Origin of the sequence: Priestia sp. JV24 (assembly GCF_025910025.1) — a bacterium.
GTDB classification, from domain to species: domain Bacteria; phylum Bacillota; class Bacilli; order Bacillales; family Bacillaceae_H; genus Priestia; species Priestia megaterium.
This window is the reverse complement of sequence record NZ_JAPCIN010000018.1, coordinates 1-15,931: the sequence shown is the minus strand read 5'-3', so window position 1 is coordinate 15,931 and position 15,931 is coordinate 1. Positions and strand designations below refer to the sequence as shown.

Here is a 15,931-nt window from a genome sequence, read left to right as displayed (position 1 = left end):
ATACTCGAATAACACACTATTTATCGTCAGTAAGTATAAATAATAAAACTAATATTTTTAATCTTATTCATTATTCACCCTTAGATGTATAACAAATAAGATTTATTTTCTACATATTAGATATTGCATACCTTTATAACAGTGGAATCGAGGTAGCTTTTAAATAGGATTACGTTGAAATTTGTAAAAAATAGTCTGCCTCTTAATATATCATATATGTATACAAAATCAATTATTTGAGCCGTTTAGCATATGAATAAAAGGTGCGCTTTTTATTCATCTATTTGTCACTCAGCCCGAGGCCAAACGTTGATAAATCAAGGATGTATAAAAAGCTGCATATTCCCATTCGAACAACGAGCCTTAAACCCTTCTGCCGCAAGGGTTCTTTTTTGTGGTGTCTTCCGGAAAGAGTGATTATGTTAACTACCTTTGTATATCATATACAGCTTAAAAAACAGAAAAAGCTCCTGTGACCTGTTCAGGAGTTTTTTCTGCTACATTTATTTATCCAAAGGGTTGAAACCTTATCAGTTTCTTGAGTAGTTTGCTTAAACTAATGAATTTTATTCTTAAATAATCAAAAAAAAGAAAGCTGTCAGGGAGGACAGCTTTCTTTTTCATAAGGTTGCAGTGGAAGACGCCGTTCAGGCATCTTGAGTAGTTTGCTCATCATATAAAATCTTTATTCTGAATAGGCAAGTTACTTAAAACAAAGAAGGTGAATATACTGAAACTGATAAAATCATACAATATTAGTTTTCCCACTCTCATAGGCTATCTCAAAAACCTTTGGATCATTGATCCCAGGGCTTTTTTGATATGGTTCATTAATATATGAAAGTCTCTCATTTCAAGATGAACCTTTTTACTCCTTGTACATATTTTGAAAGTATAAATATATAGGAGTGAAAATATATGCTTATTCGTCGATGGTGGCGTTGGCAATGTTTACGTTGGTGGAGATCATGGCTACAAAAATGATCTCAGTATTTGATTGTTTTATATATGAAAGTGAATATATTTTTTAACTTATGGTTCCTGTAACTCAATTATGTTAACTACCTTTGTATATCATATACAGCTTAAAAACGAAAAACCTACTGAACAGGGATCAGTAGGTTTTTCTGCTATAGATATCACTATTTATCAGTTGATGCTCGGAACATCTTGAGTAGTTTGCTCAAGGCAGTTAAAAATATGTATATAGTCGAGTGTATTTAAAATTTTATTTGAATTTATGTTTTGAAATATATAAAAAAGGGAAAAGTAATTTGATTCTATTCCAGATGTACGTTGAATAAGAAAAATGATTAATATGTTGAATAGACTACGATAATGAATCTGGAGGGAAGGTATGTCAATTAATAAAGAGGTTTTGTATCGTGGTACAAGATTTAAGATTATTCATATTTATAGTTCTGGTTATTGTGAACTTAGAAAAATTAATGATCCTTTCAGCGTAGAACTAGCTTTATTAAATGATATCCTACTAACATGATAATGATTGCTGCATATTCTTATTTAACTAACCAAACCGAATCAATTTAATCATTGCTGTTAAATTAAACGTATTAATCATTTTTTGATAAAAATAGAAGCCAAATTCTTTATATATAAGGAATTTGGCTTCTTATAATTGGTTTTATGTTAACTAAACGTGTGTAAGACATATAGTTATAAAACAGAAAAAACCTATCTCTTCCCAGTCAAAAGAGGTAGGTTTTTTCTGTTACGAAATTTAGTTGTATGTGTCAATGTTTGGCGACATCTTGTGTAGTTTGCTCAAGAAATAAAATTTTATTCCCAATAGGCAAGTTACTTAAAAGAAAATAAAAGCATATGATGTAGTTCGAATAATTTTCGTCTCACACTTAGAATCCTTTTAACTTTATTTTTCACCTTCATAATTTACAAAGTCAAAAAACGAAAAAACAATCTGTATTGGAAGACAGATTGTTTTTTCGTTTTAAAATAGAGATGGCTTTGTCGAAGTGGCATTCTTAGAGCCTTCTCTAATAATATTCAACATCTTTCTAGATAATGAATTCCAATAAAATCCATTATACTAACTAAACATATATATGATATACATCTAAAAAAACAGAAAAACTCCCAGGCGGCAGGGAGTTTTTCTGTTTTTTAACAACTGCAAATCTGTTAGGGAGGGTAACTGATCTACTGGGATTCAATCGGATGGTTCATTCATTCTATGTAAAGTAATCTAAAGGGTTTATATATATCTACAAAAACCCTATTATTTTTATCAGTGCAGGGTATGGGCGAGCAATTTCACTTTTTATACATATCTTAAAAGTATTAAGTATGTAGGGGGTGGAAATATGGGCTTCGGAGGTTACGGTGGCTGTGGTTATGGCGGCGGTTACGGCTATGGCGGAGGCGGCTGTGGTGGCGGCTTTGCCTTAATCATTGTACTATTCATTTTATTAATCATTATTGGCGCTTCTTGTTTTGGCGGCGGTTTTGGTGGTGGTTGCTAATAATTAAGAATTATTTTTATTTTAATTGTTATTACCATTTTAAAAAGTTAGCTTCATGCTAGCTTTTTTATTTATCTTTACTGTTTATACATAGCGATTGCTAATAATTTACGTTATGTTAATTATCCAATGAGGTGTAACCACTTGACATTTTTGTAGGCTGTTCTTAATACAATTCCTGGTAGAGGTGATGAAAAGTGACGAGAGTAAAATATAGAGATAGTGACATCGATTTAATTGCACGGATGATGCGGGCAGAGGCTGTGGGTGAAGGGAAACTAGGGATGCTTATGGTTGGGAATGTCATTGTAAATAGAGCAGTAGTTGATTGTTTAGATTTTAAGGATTTAAGAACCATACGGGATGTAATTTTTCATGTTCAAGGTGGAAATTACTCTTTTGAAGCAGTACAAAAAGGTAGTTTATTTTATAGGCCAGCAAGAAATGTAGAGAGAAGATTGGCACGACAAGTAGTAAACTACTGGAGACAGCATCCTTCTAAGTATGCTCTTTGGTATTTTAATCCCCCTGCTGCATGTCCACCTACATGGTACGGTCAACCACTTTCAGGACAATTTAAACAACACTGTTATTATGAACCAGAGGCTAATACATGCGAAAGTGCTTATAGATAGTAAAGAAAGCTTGGATCAATACCTGCCAACTCTTAAACCCTTACATATCAACGTTTATATCAATATATCAAACTCTCTTTTTCTTCTTTCATTTTTTGATGGGTTCCAAAAAAATCCATTATGTCAACTAACTTTGTATATCATATACAGCTTAAAAAGAGAAAAAACTACTGAACAGGGATGAATGGTAATGAATTGTTAGCTGACATTGCAGAACGTCTTGAGTAGTTTGTTCGAGAAATGAAATTTTATTCGCTATAGGCAAGTTACCTAAATTAAAGAAAGTGAATATACTTAAGTCAAGAAAACCATTGGCATTGGTTTTTCACCCTTGTAACCTACTACCCAAAAATGTTTCAGATTATTAACCTGAATTATTTTTGAGTAGTAGGTTACATTATGTTATCTAAGGATATAAAAACTTATTTTTAGTAGTCAAGTTACTTATTAAAAAGTAAATTCATATACTGCATTTACCATATTGATGTTTAAAAAAGGATGAATAACATGCCTATATTAATTGCAAATGTGTGTATTCCAAACGTTACTGGAGGGGTAGTAACATTTGGAGATACTTATTATGTTTCACCAAAGGCCAATGCTAAATCAGCAATGGGAGCTGGATCAGTTAATACAGGAATTTGTGTTAATACAAACTCAGGCATTTCGGGTACTAATACATTAGATCCAGATAGGACTGACCAAAATAATGTAGGTAATGCTTAAAAGGCTCTATTTTTATAAAATAGAGCTTTTTCTTCTGATAAAATCCACTATGTTAACTAAAGATGTATATCCTATACAGCTTAAAAATCGAAAAAACTCCCTGCCACCTGGGAAGTTTTTTCTGCTCTTGGAGAAGAGATTCGTGTTGAATATTGGATGCCTCACGGCGTCTTGAGTAGTTTGTTCGAAATCACCAGGTTTATTCATTATGAACGAGGCATATAAAAGGAAAATGTATGTCCAGCATTCTTTAAACAGGTTATATAGACAAGCCTTTATCTATATATATTTATTTAATGGTTTTTCAAAAATTATTATGTAACAAAACATGAGTTAATAAAAGATAAGTAGGAGGGGCAAATATGTTTGTTCATGTAGTTCAACCTGGTGAAACTCTATTCTTAATAAGTAACAGATATGGTTCCTCTATCGATCAGTTACGAAGTGTGAATGGTTTAGAGGAAACGAATATTGTTCCAGGCCAAGCGTTGCTCATACCCCTTTATATATATACAGTTCAACCTAATGATACAATTAATGATATTGCTAGAAAAGCTTATGTATCTTTAGAACAGTTGAAGAGAGCTAATCCTTCTATACATCCTAACCATTTGCAGATAGGGATGAAAATCAGAATCCCTGATATATCGAACTATGTTGCAGGTACACTGCAATATTATGCTGTTCGAAGTCCAGACTTAGATCGAAATTTAATTAATGATTTCGCTACTTATTCCTCTTCTATTGCCATTTTTGAATATCATTTTGGAAATAACGGGGATATAGTAAATAATTTAAACGATTTAGTGGCGATTGAAACCACTTGGAGAAACCGAGTTACACCATTAGCTACTATTACTAATCTAACTTCAGAGGGATTTAGTCCTGATCTTGCTCATCAAGTTTTAAATAATCCAACAGCAAGAAGGAATCTTGTCGATAATATCTTTTATTTAGTATCTAGAAAAGGATACGGTGGAGTAAATATTGATTTTGAACGTGTAAGGGCTGAGGATAGAGATCTTTTTACGGGATTTTTACGTCAATTAAGTGAGCGTTTAAGACCTTCTGGATATGTTCTGACAATAGCCGTTCCAGCCAAGACAAGTGAAGATATTTCTTGGTTAAAGGGATATGATTATGGAGGTATAGGAGCTGTTGTCAATTATATGTTCATTATGGCATATGACTGGCATCATTCGGGTAGTGAGCCAGGACCAGTCGCACCAATTACTGAGGTAAGGAGAACGATAGAATTTGCTATAAAAAGTATTCCACGAAGAAAGCTTATAATTGGAGTTCCTTTATACGGATATAATTGGTCAGTTCCCTATAAACCGGGTACAGTAGCATCTGCTATATCTAATCAAAATGCAATTAAAACAGCGATGAGGTATCAGTCGTCTATACAATATTCAAAGGAATATAAATCGCCATTTTTTCGATATAAAGATCAGGCTGGACAGACACATGAAGTATGGTTTGAAGATGTAAGAAGTATGAGCGAAAAAATGGTATTAGTTCGTAAATTTGGTTTACAAGCAATAGGAGCTTGGCAATTGACACTTGGATTTACGCCAGGACCTTGGCTCTTAAGAAAATTTTTCACTATTAGAAAGGTATAAATAATAATAATAAATATGGTTAGGCTAAAGACTTTTTCATTTTCTATAAAATTCATTATATTAACTAAGAATATATAACACATATAGTCTAAAAATAAAAAAAACAACTGGATCCAATCAGTTGTTTTTTCTGTTTCATGAGTGATAATCAATGTTTAGCCGACGTTGCAGAACGTCTTAAGTAGTTTGTACTTCACAATCCTATTTATACAATGTTTATTAATTTATACAATGTAAAATTATTGAAACTGAATATATGTTCACCCGTAGATATAAACAGGAGGTGAGCATATTGGTACAGTTAACATTAATTATTTCAATGTTAGCATTAAGTATAGCAGGCTTATTGTTTATAATGAATATGTTTAAAGTTGGAATCGTAGGAGCAATGAGATCAAATAACACTTTATCAAAAGTGTCTCTTTCTCTAATCGGGATTTATGTCCTGAGCTTTACAGCGTTCCTCTTTATGATTAACAATGTTTAAAAACATTAGAAATAAAGAGACAGCCATTTAATTTTAAAGGTGGCTGTCTTTGTGTGTGAATGCTCAAATTAGTTGTATTTGATACTTTATGGTATCTAAGATAGTTTTGCTCAAAAAATTTTTTTCATTCCAAATAGGCAAGTTACCTAATCGATAACAAAACATATAGTGTAGTAAGAATAATTTAAATGATGGAATCAGCAACCTCCATTCTCCGTTTAGTTTTGCGCCTCCTTGATTTATATAGCTGAAAACAGAAAAAACTACTGCGGCCTAAACAGTAGTTTTTTTCTTGAGTTCAATAGAAGATGGAAAGGATGCTAAAATACTCAATTTATAATATGCAAAACAATGATAAAGGTGCGGACAAGCGCTGATTCCATACAAAACCTTTATTATTTTTATGTCAACTTTCTAAAAAATTCATTACGTAAATTAAAAGACCGTATATATCCCTATAAGATATAAAGCAACTTAAAGTTGTTTCTAATTGCCTTAAGGCAATTTTTTATCCTTAACGGCTAAGATCTGGACCTTTATTCTTTGCTCTATTTATAGTTGTACTTCTCATTTCTCTTAATTGATGTCTTTGCTGAGTAATTTCTTCACTACGAATAGTCTGTTGAATAGTATTAAAAACCGTATCTAAAGCGTTTATGTTGCTCTTATGTGTTTTAATTTCTTTTTCAAGCCATGGGACGACTGTTTTTTCTATTGTGTTCATACGGCTTTGTTGTTGTTGTAAATCTTGTTGTCCTTTGTAGCCGAGTTCTTTTAGATTTTCACGTCCATATTTAGCTTCACTTTGCAATTCTTCATACTCTTGACGAGCTTTTTTTGAGACAAGCCGTTTGGCTTTTTCTCCTGGGCTGCTGTCTAATTCATCAAGCTTTTTCTCCACACTGCTCAGCTTTTCTACTTCTTTACTCATAGTTGAGACATGTTCTTTTTCTATACGAACCATTTTCTGATGTTTTTTGAACTCATCTAGCTTCTTTTGGTTAGCATCTAGACTTTGTTTGATGTTAGATAGCCTAAATTGATTTTGTTGAGCAGTATCGTGATACTGTTCCAGTCTTAATGCATTGCTGTACGTGAGATGCTTGCCAGCTGTTTTGAGATCCGGATAATAAGAGCTTATCTCACGGATTTTGGCTTGTTTAATAGCTTCTTCAGCTTGTAATAGTACCCTAGTTTCGACTTGAATTTGTTTTTTCTCATACGTAATCTGATTGAGTCGATTTTCTTTCTTTTGAGAGAATTCTTGGTAACGTTGATAGAACTCTTTTTTAGTTGAAAAACGAAGAGATTCTTTATGTTGTTGAATGCTGCTTTCATAACTTTCTTTGTTGCTTTCTAAATCAGAAATTTTATCAAGATGACGTCGTTTCATCATGTTATTCTCTTTGAGTTTAAATGGATTAAGGGACTTCTTAAGTTCCTCTACTTTTTCTTCGTTCTGCCCGATTTCACGCTCTAAATCGCTCACACGATCATAATAATTGCTGACATTGAGGAATTGTTGTTGTTGTACATGAAAATGTCGTTCGATAGGATCATGACGATCACTCATTTTGCGTAGTTCTTCGTGGCGTGCTGTAATATCTTCTAAGGTAATAACCTTCTGACCTATAAGAGACGCAGCTTTTTGAATATAGGTTTTCTCTATATCTGTAGAAAAGCTGAATTGCTTCTCTTTTTCCTTCATTTTCTTTAAATGTTCTTCTTTTTGGCGACGGTAGCTTTGTAAATCAACCACGGCCTTATTGTAGTCTTGGCGGTCTCTATTGATCTGGCCACAATCTGTTTTTTTTCCTTTCTTCTCCATGTCATGCGCGACATGGCCTAAGTGAACCATTGGTAAGGTTTCGAGTCCACGCTTTTCATGAGAAAGATGGGTAATACGTTCGTTGCTCTTAGCTTGTTCCAGGGCTTTGTTGGCATAGTTTGCCCACTGTTCACGAATGGATAAGCAGCCTTCGCTATTTTTGACGTACCCCCGGTTGTTCTCTTTTGCATTAGCAAAATCAGCATTCCAGTCACGATTCTTTTTGCCGAAGCCACCTTGATCTAGATTTCTCATGGTTAACATGATGTGAGCATGAGGATTATTTGTATCATCGCGATGAATAGCGATATCAGCAATCATTCCTTTTTGAACAAACTCGTTTTGAGCAAAAGATTGAATCAATTCTTTTTGTTGATCGTGATTCAGTTCAATTGGTAACGCAATGTTTAATTCGCGTGCTAATTGTGAGTCTTTGCGCTTCTCTACTTTTTCAACTTCATTCCATAAACGGTTACGATCTTTCATCCATTCTGGCGCATGAGAAGGAGTCAGAATCATGGTTTCCGGTTGTACATTTCGAGCATAAAACTTTTGCTCGTCTGTGCGTTCATCATGTATTTTTTCGCCACTGCGATAAGCAGCAGCAGCAACAGCCGATTGGCCTTTTGAACGGCTGATGATTTGCATCGATAGATGATAAATTGCCATGATTCTTTCCTCCTTTCTTGAGAATGGGTTTGTGTTTTTGGAATAAGTTGATGAGAGCACAAGGTGCGCTAATCAACGCTTTAGATGAAATCAGCATCATGAACACCAAAGGTGTCAGATGGTGGTTTCATTCTTGCCAATAGGCAAACAGGTTTTATGAAATTCGCCATCTAGGCGAATGGGTCTTTGGTTTTGTCTTTTCGTTCCGAAGGAACCGCACACATCGGTACGATGTATAAGTGCGCCCTTATCTCTTAGATCTAAGGGAATTATACCATATCCTGGTGAGAGAATCTATGATATGGATACCATTTTATCTCAATTTTTGATATAATCAAAACAAACATTAGAGAACAGAAAAAGGAGATGGGGATGGGTGCCAAAGAAGCGAACAGATGAAGAGATTCTTCAGGAGTTAGAAGAGAAAATTGAGAAGATGAAAGCGAAGAAACAGCAAGTTGAAGCGCGTAAAAAAGAAAAAGAAAGAAAAGAGAGAACACGACGACTGATTCAAGTTGGCGCGATCTTTGAGAAATACTTTGAGATTCAAAGTGAAGAAGAAGCTGAAAAGATTGCGAAGGCACTGCAATCTTATGTAGGAAAAAACAAAGATAAGATTTTGCATCATGATGTTGTGGTAACTCAGAAAAAGAAAACAATGCAAGAAGCAGCATCTACAAAAGAATAATGTCTTTTACTATACTTAATTCAAAAGTTACACTATCAAATTAAGAAAAAAATATCTTAAAATCGTCGAGGAACTTGTCGGTTGAAAGAAGAGATAGCTATCTCTTCTTTCAACCATAGGCTTCAGCGAATCCGCCAAAGTCTATAAAAATACCATAAAAGTCAAGCAAGTTTAGACTTATTAGAATCTTAACTGAAAACTCTATGTATGTGTATGCATAACTCTTCTTCTTAGCTTGAAGTGTTATATATAGCGAAATTGATTTCTACAGTCATATAACAATATTCATAGCTAAATATACTTGTTTTGATATATTTTGCTAATTTTTATTGAATTATGAGACGACTTAACGCTATAATAAAACTAACAAAAACGTGCGGATAGAAAAAAGACTTCAACTGTTTAAGTAGTGTGAACCCACTCTTAAACCGTTCCCCCTACAGCGACTAGGGAAAACACTTGTCGAAGTCTCTTGTTAATAGTTTCATTATCGATAAGATAAAACTTATGTTTTTATTTTATACGAAATTGACATCTATTTCAAGGGCTTCGTTCATCTAAATCGAGACATTGTTTTCCTTTCACCAGGGAGACAGTGTCTTTTTTGTGTTCCTTAAAGGAGAAGATGAAGAGATGAACAAGATATTGACTTGCTATTTAAAAGATGTAGATACCTTCAATGGACGATTAAAATGGTTATGGCAACAAAAAGCTACCCTTCGTACAAAAAAAGAAGAATTTCTGGAAACACTTCGCACTTACTATAAACAACACCAAGTAGCCCTACATAAAGAATTCCCTAAAAAACGTATGGAAATGCTCGATCACGTTATCTATAACCTAGTGGCTACGGGTATTCAAGCGATCCGTTCAGAAACACTGATGAAAAAATTTAACGCATCTAAAAGTACGGTTTCTCGTTTGGTGAAATCATTAAAAGATACACCCTTTATAGTTGTGGCACGTTACATTAAAGAAGATACAACAGGCGCTCATCCTGACAGCTATGTATTCGTCCTTAAAAGCCATAAGAATTTTAATCGAATTTGCGATGAGATCTTTTTTGCACATGATACAACAGGTGTCCAAACGCTTCAACAAGAAGAAATGACAACTCCTGTGACAACTCCTGTGACAACTCCTGAACGCGCTGAAAACGTTGATACAGCAAGCCTAGAGAGCGAAAAAACGTCCAATGCCTTTATTAACCTTGATTTACCTGTAAATCATATTAATAATCATTTAATATCTGCTTCACAGTCATTCGCTTATATCAAAGGTGTGCCTAAAAAAGTGAATCAAGTGTACGCAAGTAAATATGGACATCAATTAAAAGATTTCTATAGTCGCGTTCAGAATGCTGCAAAAGCCGTAAAACGAGATACAGAGATTGAGATTGTGAAAGAACAAGTACATGAAGTCGCTTATACAGCGATTGTAGGCTTAGATAAATATATCCATGAGGCTAATCATAAGGGTACTACTCTACCACTGGATGAAATGTGCCGTCTTGTTTATCAAATTTCCTACAATCAATTTACAAATCTACTAAAAGGGAATAAAGAAAAACAATCATCTGAGTCAGACATACATACAAAAGCTGAGAAAGCAGCTTTACCTAGACCTAAACATATCATCCGTAAGGAAATGGTCCCTGCTTGGTTAAAAGCTGAACAGGAGCAAAACGAGTGCACACAGGAAGAAGCTATTTCTCTGGATCAACAGCTTGAAATGATTCAATTAAAGCAAGATTTAGGGCAAGAGTTAACGTCAGAAGAAGAAAGCTTGTTACAAGAGCACAGTTCTACGTACAGTTCGTTAGAAATGGCACAGTTGAAACAGGATATAGGGAAAGCACTAAACCCAGAGGAGCAAGTTTTACTACGTCAACATGGACAGTTGAAAGGAACTGTTTCCTAATCAAAACATGCAGAAATCCCTTAGAGCTGAAGTATTAATAGATTCTGTTTATTTAAAACATATTTCTAAATAATGAATACTTAAATAACAAGGGAAGGTAAAACAATCACCCATAGTGGGAAAGACTGCCAAAGTAAACTCCGGGGGGGGCACAATGTGACAAAACTATTCGCTATCAATGCAGGGGAGTCCTTTTTTGCCGTTGCGAAAGCAGAGAATGAAGAAGAGGTCGTTACTATTCTTGTTAACCGCGAACTAGAAGAACAAGAGGATTTTGGTATTAGAGCGCATATTGATGATTTTTCGATTGAAGGGCTGTATGGTGATTTCTTTCACGATGAAAAGGGGTCATTTATCGAGAGTCATATTTTAGACTATCCTCGCCATATAAGAAAAATGAGCACTAAAGAGCGTCATACCTATATCCGATCACATGTTGAAAAGAACGCTAGAGCCTTTTGGAAAGACCATCCCTTCTATGCAGATCTGTACTTGCGAGAAGTCAAAAAGTATGAGGCCGTAGAGAAAGAGGGAGGAAATACGTTTTTTCCTCATTTTTCGCAGGAATTTTATTTCAATACGGCCAAATTAATTATTACTGAAACGGATTGGTATGGAGAAGATTTTCAAATCATTGAAATCGACTTAACCGACCGTAATTACCAACTTATTTTTGAACTTACTTTAGAGTAATAAGCGCTGAGAGGGTTTTATACCTCTCTTTAAATAAATAAATAAATAAATAAATAAACCTTAGAAACAAAACAGGAGGTCTACCATGGTTGAAAAACTATTAAATTTATTAGACAGCTTAGAGGAAAAAGACCACAAAGTCCTTGATGCTATTCAAGCATTAAATGTAGAGTCAGACGGCTTTCTAACAGAGGAAAGTGAACAAGTGAAAAGACTGATTGTTTACGCATTAGGCGGAAACGATCAACATTTTGAGTATATTCAAGATTCAGGTGTTTTCATGGACTACGCGAATAAAGAGACAAGCCGAAGCGAATTAATTTCGACAATTAGACAAGCTATTGAGAATGACTGGAAAGGCCCGATTCAAACTAGTGTGACATTTAGCTAAAGGAGTTGTCACAAATGGACATTATTCTTCAAGCAAAAACGTTGGAAAAGAAACATCCTTCTTATCCCTCGGTGTGGGATTGTCCCTCATGTGGCAAAAAAGTCTCCCCTCAGGGGGAAGGCGTATACTATCAAGTAATTGGGAAGGGTTTTATTGATCAGAGGATTGTCTATACAGCTTGTTCTGTCGCTTGTGTGGAAGAGAAAATCGGAAGTATCGTTGAAATCTTGTATATCCAAACCAAACACGGAGGGCGTGGGGTGTATCATAACAAGCTACACCCTATATCTTCAAGGGTATTTTACGAGTTTTGTAAACGTATCAACATCATTAAAGATTACTAGAGGAGGTTATTATAAAGAATCCTTTCTGCAAATACTGAGGGAGAATCCGAAGGATTATAGCCGTTATATAACGTTTTGAGGAGTAGGGAATAAGGTCTACAAAAGCTTAATAAAAGAGTTTGGATATAAAAAATTCACTGGACCATAGATACGCATTTATAACTGCTTAGTAACGGATTTGTAACGTCAATTAAACCTAAGTTTAACTAGTCCTAAATTAAGTTAAGTTCATGTTCTTAGAAAAGTATTCAGAATATTATATAAGTTAAATCTTAGTTTAACTTATACTGAAAAATAACAAAGCCTAGATAATCATCAGGCTTTGTTTATTACAGATTCTTTGGGGTGAAATATTGAATAACATATTTAGTAACCATCTTTTAATTCTTTTTGTTTGTCCTATTTTCCAAATAGACGAGCGAAGAAGCCCATTTTTTGCTCCTCTTGTTTGGCAGCTGCTACTTCATTTTGAGCAATGAGCAACATTTCCTCTTTTCTCTCTTTCTGATGTTCCCTGATATGTTCTAAAAGTTTAATATCTCTGTCTTTTACATCGAGCCTATGCTCATTTAATTGTTCCTGGAGAGAATCAATTTTTTTGTTTTGTTCAATTATTAACTCTTGTTGTTTAGCAAGAGCTTGCATAAGCATGTCTAATTTTTCGTTTGTGACGTCCTTATAATGCTCATTTTCAGTAGATGTTTCTGTAACGCCTAGAGTTATAGAATCTTTCGTATACATTGGTATTATGCCTTTTATCGCCGTTTCAAGGGTTATACCAGGTTTGTTTTTTGCATCTGTAACTCTTCTGAACATTGAAATATTTGTATCGGTGTAAGCTCTGTTTCCTTTATCATCTTTATGGAATACAAAACCCTCAGTTTCAAAAATCCTAGCGTACTTAGTTACTGTTTGTCTTTGAATATTTAATTGTAATGCTACCTCTCCAGGAGAATAAAGAGCTTCGAGGTTTCCTTGTATCCCTTCCATAACTCCACCTCCTTTTATAACGTGAATACAAATTGAGTTATATAACGGATTATAAAATGCGTTATAAAATTATTTTGCAACTAGAATTATAACATTCTTTAAATGCTAATGCTTTTCCTCCTTCCTAAAAGGGTAAAGTCTAATGGGAACTTAGAATGCGAGGAAAAGGGAAAAAAGAACTAATATTCCTATAGTGAGGGATTATTATAGGAGGATTTTTAGGAAAATATGGACCTCAAACAAGCAAAACCAACAATCGCCGTATGTAGAAATGACGTCCATGTTAGTATGTCCGAGCAATAAATAGGACTACATAACGTGATGAATGGCTTACATAAAGTGGAACAACTACTTTTAACCAAAGATCGATATGAAGAAGTGAATCAAACCTTGCTATGTGCTTTATATTACGAAAAACAAGTAACTCTTACCTATAAAGATGATGTATTTGTATATAAAACAGATTTACCTCTTTATCTTTTAGTTAATGTTGAATTTTTATGAAAGGAAATAAAACATGAATTATATGATTGTTTATACATTGAGAGACGGTACAAAAAAATACATAAAAATAAAACTCAATCAAACACTTCAAGATGAATTAAAAGCATTAAGTATAACAGAGCACGATATTTTTCAAAGACAGTTAATAGAAATCATGCAAAAATGAAGCAATTTTTTCTTTTATTTTGTTCTAATTTCATGTTAAATATTCATAACTTATGATAAAATGTTATTAACTAATAACAAAAAACGTTATCGTTGAATAAAATATAATACGACTGAGAACACTAGTCTTAATAACGGATGTGGTTTTATTGGCAGCATTCAACGGAGCTACACAGGCCCAAGTTGAAGACATTTTAAAAAAGATTGTCGATTGTATTCATCGTGGAAATGACCATTTTATCCTTTTAGCACAAAGAGATAAGAATGCAACTACTTTGTTGGAATTAGGATTTAGAGCCGCAGATGTAAGGAGAATTGTTGAAGAAGAACTAACTTACGAAGATTATTACAGAGGGCCAAATCCAAACGGGAGCAGTAATGTTCCTCCACGATTGCAAAATAGCGATATGTGGGAATTTGGAAAGGTCGTTACTGGTAATGAAACGATGGAAGTTTATATTAAGTTCAGTTTTATTGAAGACAATGACGGCCCTTTCACCTGTTGTGTTTCTTTTCATAAACCAGATCCCGGTCGTACAATCACATACCCCCTCAAGGCATCTTGAGAGGGGTATGAAAAACAGGAGGAAAAAGATATGACGTTACAACTAAAATTCTGTGTTCATTGTTTAGAACGAACTCCGGTTGAACATAAATTTGTTACAGATAAAGTTGAATTGCATGGCGAAACCATCACGTATGAAGCTGAACGTTATGAGTGTACAAGATGTGGACAGTACACAGATAATGACGAATTAACAGATCGAAATTATAGTACGATTTATCGTAAATATCAGGAAAAGAAAGATATGTTAAAAGCAGAAGATTTTCGTTATGTACGGAATGAGCTTTATCAGGTTAGTACGCGCGTAATGGCTAAATTAATTGGATGGAGTCCTGCTACTATCTCTCGTTATGAAAATGGAAGTTTACAGACGAAAAAACATGATACTCATTTTAGAACATATTTAGATCCTCGCGCGATGAAACGAGCATTTGATAATTATCGTGATGAGCTTGAAGAAAAACCTAGAAAAGCACTTGAAGAAAGATTATCTTTTTTATTAGATACAGTAAAATCTAGTGAATTATTAAAGGGGTTAGATGACAGACTTACTTTGTTAAATATAGAAAATGTAGATGATGACTGGAGAATGACTTCTAAAGAATCAGTAGAGAAGTTTTTTATTATAAAAGGGCAAGAATTTAATGAAGAAGATGAAGACGATTTGAAAGTCTCTCCTTTAAAGCTTCAGAAATTAATGTATTTTGCTCAGGGTTGGAGTCATGCTTTCACTGGACATAATTTATTTGAAGATAATTTCCAAGCATGGATGCATGGTCCTGTCATTCCTGAAGTATATCATCGATATAGTACGTATGGCTCGAAAAGAATTGATGAAGATTTTGGTATATCGATTCATGATTTAGGTTTAACATCTAATCAGTTGAGTATATTACATTGGGTATGGGATAAATATAGTAAATTTGAAGCTAAATTTTTAGAAGACTTAACACATATGGAGTATCCTTGGAGAAAAACGCGCGCAGATTTGCCGGATGACGCTCGTTGTGATTGGATAATTGAGAAAGAAGATATTCATCATTTTTTTGATTCGATGTATCGAACATTAAAATTACTACAGAGAAATTAATCTAAATAGAATTGAATATAATAACCTTATATAATATTTTAAAAAAACCTCCCGATTAGTGGAGGTTTTTTAGGCTATATATATTTATGTCTTATCATTTACTTGCATAC

The 15,931-nt window shown here is 34.0% G+C and carries 16 protein-coding genes; 14 read left to right on the top strand and 2 right to left on the bottom strand.

The window, feature by feature from the left end; translation table 11 throughout:
- The first annotated feature begins 2,342 nt into the window (after nt 1-2,342).
- The 5 genes from yjcZ (at nt 2,343) to OK414_RS14920 (ending at nt 5,974) form a co-directional block, all read left to right on the top strand.
- A complete protein-coding gene (gene yjcZ / locus OK414_RS14940) occupies nt 2,343-2,501 on the top strand; it encodes a sporulation protein YjcZ (protein WP_057237973.1) in 159 nt (52 codons plus the stop codon).
- 197 nt (nt 2,502-2,698) lie between these two features.
- Complete coding sequence (locus tag OK414_RS14935; protein WP_016766109.1) at nt 2,699-3,136, top strand: cell wall hydrolase; 438 nt, start codon at nt 2,699-2,701, stop codon at nt 3,134-3,136.
- A 507-nt stretch (nt 3,137-3,643) separates the two neighbouring features.
- On the top strand, nt 3,644-3,862 hold the full coding sequence (locus OK414_RS14930; protein WP_216877220.1) for a spore germination protein: 219 nt from the start codon (nt 3,644-3,646) through the stop codon (nt 3,860-3,862).
- A gap of 362 nt (nt 3,863-4,224) precedes the next feature.
- On the top strand, nt 4,225-5,487 hold the full coding sequence (locus OK414_RS14925; RefSeq protein WP_263046273.1) for a glycoside hydrolase family 18 protein: 1,263 nt from the start codon (nt 4,225-4,227) through the stop codon (nt 5,485-5,487).
- Nucleotides 5,488-5,779: 292 nt separating this feature from the next.
- Nucleotides 5,780-5,974: a hypothetical protein gene (locus OK414_RS14920; RefSeq protein WP_263046274.1), complete on the top strand. Its 195-nt coding sequence runs from the start codon at nt 5,780-5,782 to the stop codon at nt 5,972-5,974.
- A 514-nt stretch (nt 5,975-6,488) separates the two neighbouring features.
- On the opposite strand, the gene mobQ is transcribed toward OK414_RS14920, so the two are convergent.
- Entirely contained in the window at nt 6,489-8,471 is a 1,983-nt protein-coding gene (gene mobQ / locus OK414_RS14915; protein WP_264363538.1) for a MobQ family relaxase, read from the bottom strand.
- 376 nt (nt 8,472-8,847) lie between these two features.
- Here mobQ and OK414_RS14910 point away from each other — a divergent pair, with 376 nt between their 5' ends.
- The 5 genes from OK414_RS14910 (at nt 8,848) to OK414_RS14890 (ending at nt 12,507) form a co-directional block, all read left to right on the top strand.
- Nucleotides 8,848-9,159 carry a hypothetical protein gene (locus OK414_RS14910; RefSeq protein ID WP_012209802.1) on the top strand — a complete coding sequence of 104 codons (312 nt, stop codon included), beginning with the start codon at nt 8,848-8,850 and terminating at the stop codon, nt 9,157-9,159.
- A 633-nt stretch (nt 9,160-9,792) separates the two neighbouring features.
- On the top strand, nt 9,793-11,079 hold the full coding sequence (locus tag OK414_RS14905) for a replication protein (RefSeq protein ID WP_263046266.1): 1,287 nt from the start codon (nt 9,793-9,795) through the stop codon (nt 11,077-11,079).
- Between the two features lie 156 nt (nt 11,080-11,235).
- Nucleotides 11,236-11,772 (top strand): hypothetical protein, encoded by a 537-nt coding sequence (locus tag OK414_RS14900; protein ID WP_263046267.1) that lies wholly within the window; start codon nt 11,236-11,238, stop codon nt 11,770-11,772.
- Between the two features lie 85 nt (nt 11,773-11,857).
- Nucleotides 11,858-12,163, top strand: a complete 306-nt coding sequence (locus OK414_RS14895) for a hypothetical protein (RefSeq protein WP_057274183.1) — start codon at nt 11,858-11,860, stop codon at nt 12,161-12,163.
- A gap of 14 nt (nt 12,164-12,177) precedes the next feature.
- Nucleotides 12,178-12,507 carry a hypothetical protein gene (locus tag OK414_RS14890; RefSeq protein ID WP_057274182.1) on the top strand — a complete coding sequence of 110 codons (330 nt, stop codon included), beginning with the start codon at nt 12,178-12,180 and terminating at the stop codon, nt 12,505-12,507.
- Nucleotides 12,508-12,906: 399 nt separating this feature from the next.
- Here the strand turns inward: OK414_RS14890 and OK414_RS14885 are convergent, their stop codons facing one another.
- Nucleotides 12,907-13,497, bottom strand: coding sequence for a helix-turn-helix domain-containing protein (locus OK414_RS14885; RefSeq protein WP_263046268.1), 591 nt, complete (start codon nt 13,495-13,497; stop codon nt 12,907-12,909).
- A gap of 318 nt (nt 13,498-13,815) precedes the next feature.
- Here OK414_RS14885 and OK414_RS14880 point away from each other — a divergent pair, with 318 nt between their 5' ends.
- From OK414_RS14880 to OK414_RS14865, 4 genes are all read left to right on the top strand, one after another.
- Nucleotides 13,816-14,001 carry a YolD-like family protein gene (locus tag OK414_RS14880; protein WP_263046269.1) on the top strand — a complete coding sequence of 62 codons (186 nt, stop codon included), beginning with the start codon at nt 13,816-13,818 and terminating at the stop codon, nt 13,999-14,001.
- Between the two features lie 13 nt (nt 14,002-14,014).
- Nucleotides 14,015-14,167 carry a hypothetical protein gene (locus OK414_RS14875; RefSeq protein ID WP_263046270.1) on the top strand — a complete coding sequence of 51 codons (153 nt, stop codon included), beginning with the start codon at nt 14,015-14,017 and terminating at the stop codon, nt 14,165-14,167.
- Nucleotides 14,168-14,306: 139 nt separating this feature from the next.
- Nucleotides 14,307-14,732: a hypothetical protein gene (locus OK414_RS14870; RefSeq protein ID WP_263046271.1), complete on the top strand. Its 426-nt coding sequence runs from the start codon at nt 14,307-14,309 to the stop codon at nt 14,730-14,732.
- A 30-nt stretch (nt 14,733-14,762) separates the two neighbouring features.
- Nucleotides 14,763-15,821, top strand: a complete 1,059-nt coding sequence (locus OK414_RS14865) for a type II toxin-antitoxin system antitoxin SocA domain-containing protein (RefSeq protein ID WP_263046272.1) — start codon at nt 14,763-14,765, stop codon at nt 15,819-15,821.
- The last annotated feature ends 110 nt before the right edge of the window (nt 15,822-15,931 follow it).

Bases quoted from the DNA above. Each gene is read 5' to 3' on its own strand.
- yjcZ (WP_057237973.1), top strand. From the start codon at position 2,343: ATGGGCTTCGGAGGTTACGGTGGCTGTGGTTATGGCGGCGGTTACGGC.
- OK414_RS14930 (WP_216877220.1), top strand. From the start codon at position 3,644: ATGCCTATATTAATTGCAAATGTGTGTATTCCAAACGTTACTGGAGGG.
- OK414_RS14925 (WP_263046273.1), top strand. From the start codon at position 4,225: ATGTTTGTTCATGTAGTTCAACCTGGTGAAACTCTATTCTTAATAAGT.
- mobQ (WP_264363538.1), bottom strand. From the start codon at position 8,471: ATGGCAATTTATCATCTATCGATGCAAATCATCAGCCGTTCAAAAGGC.
- OK414_RS14905 (WP_263046266.1), top strand. From the start codon at position 9,793: ATGAACAAGATATTGACTTGCTATTTAAAAGATGTAGATACCTTCAAT.
- OK414_RS14895 (WP_057274183.1), top strand. From the start codon at position 11,858: ATGGTTGAAAAACTATTAAATTTATTAGACAGCTTAGAGGAAAAAGAC.
- OK414_RS14890 (WP_057274182.1), top strand. From the start codon at position 12,178: ATGGACATTATTCTTCAAGCAAAAACGTTGGAAAAGAAACATCCTTCT.
- OK414_RS14885 (WP_263046268.1), bottom strand. From the start codon at position 13,497: ATGGAAGGGATACAAGGAAACCTCGAAGCTCTTTATTCTCCTGGAGAG.
- OK414_RS14875 (WP_263046270.1), top strand. From the start codon at position 14,015: ATGAATTATATGATTGTTTATACATTGAGAGACGGTACAAAAAAATAC.
- OK414_RS14865 (WP_263046272.1), top strand. From the start codon at position 14,763: ATGACGTTACAACTAAAATTCTGTGTTCATTGTTTAGAACGAACTCCG.